Annotated in this window: 9 protein-coding genes; all 9 read left to right on the top strand. The window is 64.3% G+C overall.

What is annotated here, in order from left to right:
* Positions 1-85: 85 nt before the first annotated feature.
* The 9 genes from BT122_RS05175 (at position 86) to BT122_RS05135 (ending at position 13,614) form a co-directional block, all read left to right on the top strand.
* Positions 86-1,189, top strand: coding sequence for an NAD(P)-dependent alcohol dehydrogenase (locus BT122_RS05175; RefSeq protein ID WP_072355044.1), 1,104 nt, complete (start codon positions 86-88; stop codon positions 1,187-1,189).
* A gap of 112 nt (positions 1,190-1,301) precedes the next feature.
* Positions 1,302-1,733, top strand: a complete 432-nt coding sequence (locus BT122_RS05170; protein ID WP_072354928.1) for a GntR family transcriptional regulator — start codon at positions 1,302-1,304, stop codon at positions 1,731-1,733.
* On the top strand, positions 1,723-2,832 hold the full coding sequence (locus tag BT122_RS05165) for a DUF1648 domain-containing protein (protein WP_072354927.1): 1,110 nt from the start codon (positions 1,723-1,725) through the stop codon (positions 2,830-2,832). Before BT122_RS05170 ends, BT122_RS05165 begins: the two co-directional genes overlap by 11 nt.
* Positions 2,833-3,086: 254 nt before the next feature.
* A complete protein-coding gene (gene fucO, locus BT122_RS05160; protein WP_072354926.1) occupies positions 3,087-4,250 on the top strand; it encodes a lactaldehyde reductase in 1,164 nt (387 codons plus the stop codon).
* Positions 4,251-4,661: 411 nt separating this feature from the next.
* Positions 4,662-5,948: an Mbeg1-like protein gene (locus BT122_RS05155; protein ID WP_072354925.1), complete on the top strand. Its 1,287-nt coding sequence runs from the start codon at positions 4,662-4,664 to the stop codon at positions 5,946-5,948.
* Positions 5,949-6,034: 86 nt separating this feature from the next.
* Entirely contained in the window at positions 6,035-6,364 is a 330-nt protein-coding gene (locus BT122_RS05150) for an HIRAN domain-containing protein (protein ID WP_083432326.1), read from the top strand.
* A gap of 94 nt (positions 6,365-6,458) precedes the next feature.
* Entirely contained in the window at positions 6,459-6,785 is a 327-nt protein-coding gene (locus BT122_RS05145) for a YerC/YecD family TrpR-related protein (RefSeq protein ID WP_072354923.1), read from the top strand.
* Between the two features lie 38 nt (positions 6,786-6,823).
* Positions 6,824-10,111 (top strand): PD-(D/E)XK nuclease family protein, encoded by a 3,288-nt coding sequence (locus BT122_RS05140; RefSeq protein WP_072354922.1) that lies wholly within the window; start codon positions 6,824-6,826, stop codon positions 10,109-10,111.
* Complete coding sequence (locus BT122_RS05135) at positions 10,111-13,614, top strand: UvrD-helicase domain-containing protein (protein WP_286130311.1); 3,504 nt, start codon at positions 10,111-10,113, stop codon at positions 13,612-13,614. Before BT122_RS05140 ends, BT122_RS05135 begins: the two co-directional genes overlap by 1 nt.
* The last annotated feature ends 51 nt before the right edge of the window (positions 13,615-13,665 follow it).

Below are 13,665 nucleotides of genomic sequence, written 5' to 3'. Positions count from 1 at the left end.
CGCAGCGTTTGGCCGTATCGTGGCATATAGTCGTTAGGTAAGCGGGGGAGAGGCCCGCATGCAAAGCGATGCTGGGAGGGTGCTCATGAGAATCAAGGCTTTGGTCGTGCACGAGAAGAACGGTCCGTACTGCATGGAGGACGTCGAGCTGGACGAGCCGAAGGACAACGAGGTCCTCGTGCGCAACGTTGCCTCTGGCATCTGCCACACCGACGAGTTTGGCCGCTCGCAGGGCGTTCCCATCGCGCTGCCGCTGGTGCTTGGCCACGAGGGCGCCGGCATCGTCGAACGTGTGGGTGCCAACGTGGATGACCTCAAGCCCGGCGACCACGTGGGCATCACATACGCCTTCGACGGCACCTGCCCGGCCTGCCAGGCGCACGAGCCGTACTACTGCGAGAACTTCAACCAGATCAACTTTGGTGGCGTTGCCACGGACGGCACCACCCGTCTGCACCAGAATGGCCACGACGTGAGCATGTTCTTTGGGCAGTCTTCGTTCGCTACCTACTCAGTGGCCAACGCCGCCTCGGTCTGCAAGGTTGACGATGATGTTGACCTGGGAATTGTTGCTCCTTTGGGATGCGGTGTGCAGACGGGTGCCGGTGCCATGATTAACGTGGCCCACGTGGACGAGACAAGTGCCGTTGCCGTCTTTGGCTGTGGTGCCGTGGGTATGTCGGCCATCATGGGTGCTGCCGTTGCAGGGGCCAAGGTCATTATCGCAGTGGGCGGTAACCCCAAGAGTCTGGCCCTTGCGCGCGAGCTTGGCGCCACTCACACCATCAACCGCAAGGAGGTGGACGACGTTCCGGCGGCGGTCCACAAGATCTTCCCGTCTGGCGTCGACGCCACGGTGGACACCTCGGGCAACCAGTACATGATGGTCAACGCCATCCGCAGCCTCAAGTTCCACGGAACGTTCCTGCCCGTTGCGGCGGCTGGCTGCATCGACCACTTTGACGTGGGTGGCGACATCATGATGCCCATGCGTACCATGAAGGGCACCTGCGAGGGAGAGTCCGATCCCAAGACCTTTGTCCCACAGATGGTGCGTTGGTACAAGGAGGGTCGCTTCCCCGTGGACAAGATCCTCTCGTTCTACGACTTCTCCGAGATAGACAAGGCCCTTGCGGACACTTCCGGTGGCAAGACGATCAAGGCCGTGCTCAGGATTTCGAAGCAGTAGGTCTCGACCCTCTAGGCAAATCCAAGCACCCCCTTCGTGTGGTTGACAGTCTTGTTCTATCTGTTATAGTCCAAATAGAACAAACCTCATCACCGCGAAAGGGGGTGCCAGCATGCCCGTCGTGATTGACCAGATGTCGGAAGAGCCCATCTACCGGCAGATTCGCGCGCAGGTGATTGAGGCTATCGCCACGGGGGAGCTTTCTCCCGGTGACCCTCTTCCCTCGGTGCGCTCGCTCGCACGCGACCTTGGCGTGAACCTCCATACCGCGAACAAGGCGTATGCCGTCCTGCGCGACGAGGGCTACCTCATCATGCGCGGCCGCTCCGGCGCTTTTGTAGCCGATACGGATGGTGCGCTCGCGCGTCGTCTCTCAGCCGAGCAGGACCAACTCATGGCACGTGAGCTGTTGCGGCTCGCAGTTGCATACAGGGCCCGCGGGGGCTCGGAGCAAGGCTTTATGGAGGAGGCGGCCCGCCAGGCGCGTGCGGCATACGGGGCGGGAGAATCCTTGGCCAAAGGAGATGGTACGGGTGAGTGTTGAGTCTGTCCTTTCGGTAGTCACGATTCTCATTCTTGTGCCACTGTGTGGCGTGGTCTTTGCCCTGACCCCCTGGCTCGCGCCAAAGGGCGAGCTCTTTTCGGTCAGCGTTCCTACTGCCGCTGCAAGTGATTCTCGGGCCCGGTCGCTCAAGCGTTCCTACTCGCTGTGGGTGCTTGCGGTGACGGCTTTGCTTACGGGCTGGGTTTCCTACGTGCTGGTTGCGATACATCCCAACATGGCGGCCCTTGCCTCCTGCGTGGCAATGGTTGTGCTGGTGCTCTTTGGCTACTTCCTCATGCTGCATTACCGCGATAAGGCACAGGACCTCAAGCGGGCCCGCGGCTGGAAGGCCAAGGCGCGAAAGAGTGCGGCAATGCTCGGTGGCGTGGGCGTCCCCAAACCTGTACCCCTGGGCTGGGAGCTTCTCAACATTCTGCCCATAGCGGCCTCAGTCATGGTCGCCGTGTTGGGCTACGACAGTGCGCCGGACCTCATCCCCATTCACGCGGGAATGGACGGCGTCGTGAATGGCTGGGCCGAGAAGTCAGTGCCGGTCATGCTTCTGCCCATCGTCTTTCAGCTGGCAATGGCCGGCACGATGACCATCTCCCATGCCATGCTTCTGGGTTCGAAGCGGCCAATCGACCCGCGTCATCCCGCGTCGAGCGCCTTCGCCTACGGTGCCTATGTCCACGCGTGGAGTGCGTGCTGCGTTGGCATGGGCCTGGCGCTGAACACGTCCGGGGTGGTGCTGGAGGCATCCATGGTGGGATGGGTTTCGTTTGACGTTGGCGGTACGACGCTCACGGCTGTTGCTTTGGCCGTGCTTGTCCCCTGCGTGGTTCTCGCCGTGCGCTACGGGCAGAATGGAACCAGGCTCCTCGCGCGTCTGCCCGAGGACTTTACGCTTCCCGCGGATGACGATGACCGCTGGTACGGCGGCGTGTTCTATGCCAACCGAAAGGACCCGGCGGTCGTGGTGCCCAAGCGCTTTGGGATTGGCTGGACGCTCAACCTGGGTAGGCCAGTGAGCTGGCTCATTATGGCTGGGCTGGTTGCCATCTGCGTGGTGGCCGTGGTGGCGACGGTGCAGGGGTAATTCGCGGGCTGCGGCAACTCTCCACGCCCCTCTACCGCATCCCCCTCTCGTTCTTTAGCGGTTTTTGAGAATCGGAGGCCACGTTTGCCCTGTTGTCGAGAGGTGCGATTATCAATTTCCGCTAAAGAACGCGGATGGGGTAAGGGGAGGGTCGCGACTCGGCAGTCTGACGTACCGTTTCGTTGGGTAGATAGCTCTCGGTCACGTGTCCGATGGCACAGGCGCCGCCGGCATCCAACGGGAAGGAAGACTCTATGGTTAATCGCTTTGTCCTCAACACCATCTCGTATCACGGCTCCGGGGCCATCAAGAAAATCCCCGGCGAGCTGAGCCGTCGCGGCCTCACCAAGGCCTTTGTCTGCTCCGACCCCGACCTTGTGAAGTTTGGCGTCACTGCCAAGGTGACCGACCTTCTCGACGAGGCGGGCTTCCCCTATGTGGTCTACTCGGAGATCAAGCCCAACCCAACCATCAAGAACGTGCAGGATGGCGTGGCTGCCATGGCTGACTCTGGTGCGGACTGCATCATTGCCATTGGCGGCGGCTCCTCCATGGACACCGCCAAGGCCATCGGCGTCATCCACGAGAACCCCGAGTTCGCGGACGTTCGCTCGCTCGAGGGCGTGGCGGACACCAAGAATCACGCCACCTTTACCATCGCCGTGCCCACCACGGCAGGCACTGCGGCCGAGGTCACGATCAACTACGTGATCACCGATCCCGAGAAGGTCCGCAAGTTCGTCTGCGTGGACACCAACGACATTCCCGAGGTTGCCGTCGTCGACCCGGACATGATGGCTTCGATGCCTGTTGGCCTCACGGCTGCCACCGGCATGGACGCGCTCACCCACGCAATCGAGGGCTACACCACCAAGGGTGCCTGGGAGCTCTCGGACATGTTCCACCTCGAGGCCATTCGCATCATCTCGCACAACCTGCGCGAGGCCGTGGCCGAGGCAAAGTCCAAGGAGCCGGGCGAGGGCCGCAAGGAGATGGCGCTGGGCCAGTACATCGCCGGCATGGGCTTCTCCAATGTTGGCCTGGGCATCGTGCACTCCATGGCGCATACGCTCTCGGCGCACTATGACACCCCGCACGGTGTGGCCTGCGCTATGCTCCTGCCCGTGTGCATGGAGTACAACGCCGACGCCTGCGGCGAGCGCTATCGCGAGATTGGCCGCGTGATGGACGTGGCCGGCTGGGATACCGACCCCATCGACGTGGTGAACAAGAACGTGGTTGCCGCCGTTGCCAAGCTCGGCGAGGACGTGGGCATCCCCAAGACCTGCAACGGCCTGGTGGAGGCCGACCTCGACCAGCTCGCAGACGACGCTGCCGCCGACGCGTGCTTCCCCGGCACACCCAAGCCTGCCGACCACGAGACCATCAAGGCCCTGTTCCGCAAGGTTATGGCATAGGCGAGAAAAGCTTTAGGCGATGGTCCGGCTGGGGCTACCTGGCCGGGCCTTTTTTCTCGGCTGGGGCGTAGTCCTTGGCCCTGCCAGGGAAGACTATGGCCGAGAAAATACATGCTGCCGAGAAAACCTGCGGCTGTGAAATTACACGCCGCCGAGAAAATACACGCCGCCGAGAAAACCTGCGGCTTAATAGCACCCTCCGAGAAGGCCGCGGGCCTTCTACCTGCGGTTTCTCTCAGCGGCGCCCCAGGCTAACTGCTATTAAGTCGCAGGTTTGGTGAGAGGCGGACCGACGACGGGTCGGCACCACAGGCAAACTGCAATTTAGTCTCAGATTTCCCCCACCTGCACGCGTTCGTGGCATACTGCCTCATACCAACTGCCCGCTTGGCCATACGCGAAGGGACATCCATGGCGAACATCCACAACTACCTCGACCTTCGTGGCGACATCACGCTCGAGGAGCGGCCATTCAACGTGGTAGACGGGCTGATCCTCTCGGTGCTCTCCTACGTCGACTTCACGGGGATTGTTCCCGGGGAGGGAGAGGGGCCGGTCACCGTTTCGTACGCATGCGAGGCGCTGCTCGACCGCGCGGGCGGAGACGTTGCGCCCTTCGTGCGCTCGCTCGCGAAGATTGACGAGCGCTACCTGCGGCTCCTTGGGGTATCCAAGCGCTTTGGGCAGGCACGCGTGCAGGACTACGTGGACGTCTTCGACCATGACCGCGACCTGCAGTTTGCCGCGCTTACGGTGGAGCTTCCGGGTGGCCTGCGCTTTGTTTCCTTTAGGGGAACCGACAACTCCCTGGTTGGCTGGCGCGAGGACTTCATGCTGAGCTTCGAGGTCACGGAGGCGCAGCGTCTGGCTGCGGAGTACCTGCTGAGACAGGCGCGCCGTGCCGAGGCCGAGGGCGTGCGCCTTATGGTGGGCGGTCACTCAAAGGGCGGCAACCTGGCGAGCTTCTCGGCGGTGCTTCTGCCCGAGGAGCTGCAGCACGTGATTGAGCGCGTCTACTCCAACGACGGTCCCCTTATGGCGCCGGAGGTGGTGCCTCTGAGCTGCCACGACGTGTATGGCGAGCGCTTCGTGCGCATAGTTCCCACCTACAGCGTGGTGGGCATGCTCTTTGACGACCCCTCAGAGCCCAAGACCATCGTGAAGAGCACCGGCGACGGCGCCCTTCAGCACGACCCCACCACCTGGCAGGTCCATGCGGACTGCCTGGACGAGGCCGACGACCTGCTCCCGCAGTGCAAGCTCGTGAACGCCATCTTCGACAAGTGGATGCGCGGAGCCAACCTTGCGGACCGCGAGCTCTTTACACGACAGGTCTTTGACGCCTTCGAGGCCGGGGGAGCGACCACGTTCGACGAGGTCATGGGCAACCCTGCCAGTACCCAGCGCGTGCTTGCGGCCCTGAGGGACGCGGACCCCCGCACCAAGGAGCTTCTCGGCGAGCTGGTCCAGGTTGCTGCCGGCAAGACCTGGGATGCAACAGTTGCTGCTGTGGCAAGCGCCACGCGCGCTGCCCTAAGTGCCGTGGGGGCCATGCTCCCGCAGCACAGGCTTGTGGGCGAGAGTGACGCCGGCGAGCAGGGACAGGACGAGAAACCCGCTGAAAGGCCCGTGCTCCCCGGGGGTTCGGCATCCGTCGATGCTGCATCTGATGCCGGCACAGAGGACGCCTCCCTCTGAGGGTCTTATTTGTGTCGCGCCCCCGTTCCATACTGTGAGCAACACAGAGGACGGCCATGCAAACGGCCTAGGGAATGGAGGAAGCCATGTACGAACTTTCTCGTCTCATCTCGTCATTCTTCATTGCGGGGTTTCAGTACTATGACGGCGCGCTTGTGCTCTCGAGCCTCAAGCCAGGCGAGTCCACCCTCGAACTTGTCCCCGAGCCGGACAACCCTCATGACCCGGATGCTGTTGCCATCTACTTTGGTGGCCACAAGCTGGGCTTTGTTCCCGGAAGCGAGAATGCGCTGATATCGCTCATGTGTCACTACGGTCATGCGGACGTCTTTGAGGTCCGGGTGCAGCAGGTCAAGGAGGATGCCGACCCCTGGAAGCAGGTGCGCGTGGGCATCTATGTGACAGATGCCCGCTAGCAGGCGCGTTCCCCTCGCTTCACTTTGATGCGCTAAAGTGTTTCCCACGCACGTGACGCTGCTCGCTGGCACAAACTGGCGCGGGAGGTTTTGGATGACGCGTGACAACACGTTCGACTCTGAGGAGACGCGACGTCTCTGCGAGGCCGCATGCCTTGTGAAGACGCCGGAGGAGGCCTTGGCCTTCTTCGCCGACCTTCTCAGCCCGCACGAGATGAGCGACCTTGCGCAACGCCTTGAGGTAGCGACGCTCCTGCGGTCCGGGAGATCCTACGTGGACGTTTCGAGTGTCACTGGAGCATCGTCCACTACGGTGAGCCGCGTCTCCAAGTGTCTGAGGGGAGAACGCGGTGGCTACCGTCTTGTGCTGGAGCGACTTGATGGCGAGCCGGGCGCGGCAGGACGCGCGAATGCCGAGTAGGTCGATGGTTTAGGGATGCAGGAGAGACAGGTCTAGGGATGCTTCACATTGCGACAACTGCCGAGGAGTGCCTGGCGAGTGCAGAGGTGCGTGCATGCCTGGGGGAGGCGCTGCGCACCCACGGCACGGCAACGCTTCTGGTCTCGAGCTTTGCCGACCAGCTGGTTGTCCAGAAGGAGCTCTCTGCATACCCCGCTCTCTCACTTGGCGTGACCGTCACCACGCCTGTTGCGTGGACCAAGGAGCGCTGGGAGGTGTGGGGAGACGGCACGCATGTCGTGGAGCCTCTTGCGAGGACCATTGCCGTGCAGCGTGCCATCGCGCAGGCTCCCCAAACGCTAAGTCGCGGAGTCTCGCTCAACGTGGGCACGGTGCAGCTCCTCTCGGCGCTTGCGCAAAGGGCATTGCCCTGGCTGCCATTGGATTCTGCTGGCAAGCCAAACGAGCTTGCCTGCCACGAGGCCGGCCTCACAGATGCCGAGGTAGGTGTTGTGGCGCTGGCGGGGGAGTACGCGCGCATCATTCACCAGGCGGGCTACGTCGAGGAATCCGAGGCAATGGCGCGGGTTGTCGGCGCAATGGCAGAGGGGCTTGTCGACCCTGGGTCCGTGTGCGTGGCCGGCCTGGGAGAGACGCCCCGCGCCGTGCGCGAGCTTCTGGCAGACCTTGCTTGCGCGGGAGAGCTCACCATTGTTGCTCAAACGGGAAACGACGCCGCGCTGGAGGGGCAGCGCTCTGCCATTTCGCTGGTGGAGGAGGCCATTGCCGCACGTGGCGGCAGCGTCTCTTGGCAAGGGGAGACAACTCCCGGGCCGGTGGCAAACCCCGGCCGGGCGTCGGAGCTCCAGGACCTTGCCCAATCGATCTTTGGTACCGAGACGGGCATTGTGCCTGCGGGTGCGGTGGAGTTTCTCGCGCCGGCAGGCCCCCTCGCCGAGGCGGAGCTGGTGGCATCCCGTGTTGTCGAGCTTGCAGAGTCGGGCGCACGCGAGGTGGTTGTGGTTGCGGCAGACCCCGCGCGAGCCTGGCGAGAGCTCTCGCCCAAGCTCTACTCGCGCGGCGTGACCTGTGAGGCGGAGCTTTCCTCGCGCGTGGACCAGCTCGAGGCTGGTAGGGCCTTCCTCGAGTTTGCAAGCTCTGTCGCGCAGCTCTCCGAGCTGGCTGCCTCGTGGCCGGCTCCTGAGGAGAGCCCCGAGGGAGAGCTCGTCGTGCTGGGCGACATGAACTGGTGGCCGCCGCGCGCACTTGCGGACTTCCTGCGTCAGGACATCGCGCACGTTCCCACCGAGCGTGCCGTCTCGCTTGACCGCGCGTGGCGCGCGGATCGTCTGCTCACCCCCGCGGACGTCCTAGCCACGCTCCAGAACCCCAAGGCTACGAGCGCTCCCGTTGCTGCTGCAACAAGGGAGCTCCTGCGCGGGCGCGTGGGCTCTGCGGCGTCAAAGCTCCTCGCGCCCTACCTCCAGGACGCCGAGCCTGCGCCGGCAGACCTGGTTCCCAACGAGGCCGCCCTCGAGCTGGTTCCCGTTGCGCCCGAGCACAACCGCCTTGAGGACGAGCGCGCCATTGGCGTCCTTGACGCGGTGCTGGGGATTGCCGGCACGCTCAAGGACCTGGGGATAACGGCCGACCCAGGGGTCCCGGCCCACGTGCCCCTCTCCACGCTTGTCGAGCTCTGCGCGCAGGCAATGTCTCAGACCAGCGTGATCGTGCGTCCTGGCGCCTGGGCGGGCGACGGAGCATGCCGTTGCAGGATCTATGGCCGCGCGCGGGCGGCGGGGCTGGCGCCCCTCTCAGCAGACGCCCTTGTCTCCTGTTCGATGACCTCAACTGAGTGGCCTGTTGCCACCGGAGACGACGTCCTCTCGGCGCTTCTCGAGCGTCTGGGGATAGAGCCAAAGGCGAATCCTGCCGCGCACGAGCGTTCCGTCTTCTGGCGGATGCTTCGCGTACCCCGTTCAAAGCTCGTGGTAGAGCGCTGTGGCGTCGATGCCTCGGGTAGCCCCTGCTACTCGGCAGTCATGCTTACGGAGCTGCTCTCCTGCTATGGCAAGGTGTCTGCCGATAAGGACAAGGGCCTCCCCATGCGGTCGCTTGGCGAGGACCAGGCGGATGCAAACCTCAGTACGGGTGGACGTGGCATGGACGTTCTTGGCGCAAGCGACCCTTCGCCAGCCGGCAGCATCTCTGGCGCAAATGCTGCCCTTGTGGTTGTGCCGCCTACAGGCAGGGTCGACCTTGTGGAGGGAAAGCCGCTCCTCTCGGCGTCGCAGATTGAGTCGTACCTCGAGTGCCCGTACAAGTGGTTCAGTCTGCGGCGTCTTCGCCTGCAGGACTCCGATGCCGGCTTTGGCCCAATGGAGATGGGCACCTTTGCGCACCGCGTGCTGGAGGTCACTCACTCGCGACTGCTTGCCGAGGCGCGTGAACGTGCGGGGGTGGGCGAAGACGAGCGGCTTGATCCCTGGGTCATGCTTCCGGGCTCGCGCGTGCTTGAGGATGACGCGGAGGGGCTTGCCCACGCGCACGAGGTCCTTCTCGCCGAGTTTGAGGAGCATCTTCGCCACCAAAGCCTGCGCCAGGGAAAGCGCAGCCGCTATCAGGCATTTGTCCCCCACAACTCCGCAGACGAGGCGCAGCTGGCACAGCTCAAGCGCGACCTCGAGACTGCGCTCGACTACGAGGCGGGCCTCTTTGTGGGCTATGAGCCCCGCTTCTTCGAGTGGGACTTTGGCACGCAGGACGAGCCCGTGGAGTACGCGGGCGCCTGGATCTGCGGAACCATAGACCGCGTGGACGTCGATGCCCACCAGCAGGCCGTCGTTATTGACTACAAGCATAAGGGGCCAAACGGTTTTGCCAAGGAGTATGGCGTGACGCCCGTGCAGAGGCCTTCCTGCGATTTCCAATTCGAGACGGACGAGCAACAAGCGGCCCCGTATGGGCTGCCCCGCCGTGTCCAGTCGCTCATCTATGGCCAGGTGGTGCGGCGTATGCATCCAGAACTAAAGGTGAGGGCGGCAGTCTATCTGGGAACTCGTGGGAGCCACGCCGTGGGCGGCGCCATCCTCGGCAACTCGATCGACCGCGTACTTGGTAGCCACGCTCCCGCAAGGGAAGGCTCCCTCGCCGCGTATGCGGTTGCCGACAATGACTCCTACGGCATGGAGGGCGAGCATGGCATGGAGGCGTACCTCGACGCCACCGAGGCGGCAATTGCCGAGAAGGTGGCCCAGCTCCTTGCCGGAAACGTCGAGGCAAATCCGCTCGATGCCGCCGCATGCTCCTTCTGCCCCGTCATGAACTGCGAGAGGAGGCTCTCCTAGTGTCAGGCATAGACCTCTCTACCTTGAACGACCGCCAGCGCCAGATTGTCTCCACGCTCGACAGGCCAGTCTTCGTCGAGGCTGGCGCCGGCTCCGGCAAGACGTTCACCCTAACGCGCAGGATAGCGTGGGCCCTCTCGCCGGGCTCCGGCGTGGGGGACGCTCCGTTCGTGGACGACCTGAGCCAGGTCCTGGTCATCACCTTTACCAACGCTGCCGCACGCGAGATTAAGGAGCGCGTTCGTTCGACGCTTCGCCAGGCGGGCATGCGCGAGCAGGCGCTCATGGTCGACTCCGCATGGATCAGCACCATTCACGGGATGTGCTCGCGCATCCTTAAGCGCCATGCGCTTGACCTGGGGATAGACCCTTCGTTCAAGGTTGCTGGCGTCAACGAGGCGCGGGCCCTTCTCGAGCAGGCGACAGAGAAGGTCGTAGGCGCCGCCAGCCACGACCATTCGAACGAGGTGCTCAACCGCGCCTTCCAGGAGTACGGCTACGGCACGCTTGGAGGGGCTACGCCCTTTGGCGTGGTATCCATGGTCCTGAACGTGGTGAATGCCGCACACTCCTCGCCAGACGGCTTCGATTCGCTCGTCACGGTGGGGGAGCCGGATGTCGAGGGGTCGATTGCACGCCTCAGAGAGGCCATCGGTGCGCTTGGGGCGCAGTCTGGTATCTCGCCTGCTGCGCGCGAGGCCGTGATGACAAGCCTGGGATCTCTCGACGGGTTTCTCTCGTCGCCTCCCAGCCAGCGCACACCGGAGGCGGCGGCAGCAGCACTTGCCGGGGTGAAGCTTCCCAGCGCGCGGGCGAAGGCGATAAAGGAGTTGGTGCCCGAGGCAAAGCGCGCCCTGGGCGAGGCTACGCTCGAAGCCGCGCTTGCGGGCACCGCGCCGCTGGGAGACGCCCTTGTTGACCTGGCACGCAAGGTAGACGAGCGAAACCTCCAACTCAAGCGCGATAAGTCCGTTCTCGACAACGACGACCTCGTCTCCCTCGCCCTTCACGCCGTGCGTGACAATCCCGTCGTGGCCGCCGACTACCGCGGGCGCTTCAAGCTCGTGATGGTCGACGAGTCGCAGGACACCGATGCCAGGCAGCTCGAGCTCATCACACTCCTGTCGGGCGACGGTGCGTGCCACCTCACCACAGTGGGCGATGCCCAGCAGAGCATCTACCGGTTCCGTGGCGCGGACGTGGGCGTGTTCCGCGCGCGAGGGGAAGAGGTCCCGCAGGAGGACCACGTGCGCTTGGACGTGAACTACCGCAGCCACGCCGACGTCCTCTCGTTTGTGGATGCCGTGTGCGGTGGTCCAAATGGCGTTGTTGACGGCTTCATGCACCTCGAGCCAAACCCAAAGCGGGATGACGGGTATCGCGCCCGATCTCTCCCGCGCGTGGATGTCGAGGTGACGCTTGCCAGGCGAGGCATGGCGGCGCTTGCCTCTGCCACGTGCGCAACGCAGATCGCCGACCGTCTTGCGGCGTATGCCGCGGCTGGACAGAGCCCATCTGACATGGCGCTGCTCCTTGGCGCTACTGGCAAGGCTGACCTCTACATCGACGCCCTGCGCTCGCATGGCCTCGAGTGCGTGGTCACCGGAGGCTCGACCTTCACGCGCACCTCCGAGGTCAAGGTCATGGCCGCCCTGCTCCACGCCCTTTCCAACCCCCACGACACCCAGTCGGGCCTCTTCCCGCTTTTGGCATCGCCCATGTTTGAGCTTGACGCGAACGACTTTGTCCAGCTGGGGACGCGCAGGCAGGACATGGTCGACGCTCCCACCAAGCGCGCCATCGACCGTGGCCTTCAGACCATGTCGTTCTATGGCGAGGCAGAGCCGTCTCCACGGCTGAGGGCTGCGCACGAGGTCCTCTCTCGCGCGCGCCTGGCCTTGCGCAAGCATTCCGTTGCTGACGTCTGCCTGCAGGTGGTGCGCGAGTCGGGGTGGCTTCGTCGCCTGGAGGGTGCCGGCACCGATGGCCTTGCACAGGAGGCAAACATCCTTGCCGCGGTGCGCTACATTCGCGAGCTCACGCAGGACCTGGGCCTTGGCCCGGCCCGGGCCGCGCTTGAGTTTGACCTCTGGCTCGAGGCCGCTAAGGTGCCCCCCGCCTCTCTTGCGGGCGGATCCTCCAACCAGGTGCAGATCATGACCGTGCACGCCTCAAAGGGTCTCGAGTTCCCCATTGTTGCCATTGCCGAATGCTGGGCCAACCCGCGTCCCTCCGGCTCTGTGGTCACCGGTCGCGTGGACGCCCGCCGTCGCGGCATCATCGTGAAGCCCAAGGGCCTCAAAGTCCCCAAGGACCTCACCGCAGAGGAGAACCCCCGCAGCTGCGCGGAGTGGCTCCTCTCGCTCACCGAGGACGGCGCAGATCAGGAGGCTGCCGAGAAGACCCGCCTGCTCTACGTGGCGCTCACGCGCGCGCGGGAGGCGCTGGTCCTGGGCGTTGGCATCACACAATCCGCCTCGGGCGCCTCGCCGGCGCTCGCCGCGAATGTGCTTGGGGCGCTTGTGGGAACGACCGCGCCTGCGCCGGGCGTGAGTTCGATAGAGTACGGAGGAAGCGAGCCGGGGCGGCTGAGGTGCGTCTCCCTTGAGCCCTGCGAGGAAAACGGGGGAAAGGGTGCCACGCTTGACTCCGCCGGCAGCTTCTTTGATGGCACCGTCGCAAACACGGACGAGGTCATAGGCATCGGCGCCACCATCGAGGTTCCGGAGCCTGCGGGCTTCTCGCTTGTCTCGCCAGACCCAGATCCTGCGACGCCTGCCGTCACCATGTGGCGACCCCGTGCGGGTGTCTTCAGCTACTCGAGCGCCCACGCGCAGATGCTCGGGGACTTCTCGGCGGCAGATGACGCGTCGATGGATGATGCGGGTCCCGTCACCGGTGTGGCAGCCTTGCCCTCGCGTGCCGAGCGCGATTCCATGCAGGAGGGCGCTCCGGTGGTGGGGGACGCCGACAAGGCCACGGGGCTGGGGTCGGCCTTCCACGAGCTTGCCCAGTCCATGGTCGAGGGTGGCCAGCGCTTTCCGCTTCCGGAACGCATTGCTGCCACCAAGCGCTTCTGGCACCTCTCAGAGCGGGCGGGCAGCAGGCTCGACGAGGCGCTTGCGCGCTGGTGGGGCTCGGACGTGCGCAAGGAGGCGCTCTCGCATGCCCTCGTGCGTGCGGAGGTCCCGTTCTTCCAGCGCGTGGACTCCGTCTATGGCGGCTACGTGGAGGGAGCCATCGACCTTCTCGCCACAGATCCCGGCTCTGACCACGCGTTTTTGGTGGACTACAAGACGGGTGACCGAGGTCTGGACGCTCGCGCTCTTCACCTGCGCCACGAGATGCAGGCCAACTTCTACGCGCACGTCCTCATGGGGCTTGGCTTCACCTCGGTAAGCTGCCGCTTTGTGTGCGTCGAACTGGATCGCACGGATGCGCCCGGCCAGCCCGTGGTGGTGCTCTACGAGTTTGACGCCATGCATCCGCCGCGCATGGGATAGTCCTCGCGCACCCGTCGCGAACCAGAACAACGTGTGGAGCCTCTGCTCGAT

This window comes from Olsenella sp. kh2p3 (assembly GCA_900119625.1).
Lineage (GTDB): Bacteria > Actinomycetota > Coriobacteriia > Coriobacteriales > Atopobiaceae > Tractidigestivibacter.
This window is presented reverse-complemented; position numbering and strand designations above follow the sequence as displayed.

Bases quoted from the DNA above. Each gene is read 5' to 3' on its own strand.
- fucO (WP_072354926.1), top strand. From the start codon at position 3,087: ATGGTTAATCGCTTTGTCCTCAACACCATCTCGTATCACGGCTCCGGG.
- BT122_RS05145 (WP_072354923.1), top strand. From the start codon at position 6,459: ATGACGCGTGACAACACGTTCGACTCTGAGGAGACGCGACGTCTCTGC.
- BT122_RS05170 (WP_072354928.1), top strand. From the start codon at position 1,302: ATGCCCGTCGTGATTGACCAGATGTCGGAAGAGCCCATCTACCGGCAG.
- BT122_RS05140 (WP_072354922.1), top strand. From the start codon at position 6,824: ATGCTTCACATTGCGACAACTGCCGAGGAGTGCCTGGCGAGTGCAGAG.
- BT122_RS05175 (WP_072355044.1), top strand. From the start codon at position 86: ATGAGAATCAAGGCTTTGGTCGTGCACGAGAAGAACGGTCCGTACTGC.
- BT122_RS05155 (WP_072354925.1), top strand. From the start codon at position 4,662: ATGGCGAACATCCACAACTACCTCGACCTTCGTGGCGACATCACGCTC.
- BT122_RS05150 (WP_083432326.1), top strand. From the start codon at position 6,035: ATGTACGAACTTTCTCGTCTCATCTCGTCATTCTTCATTGCGGGGTTT.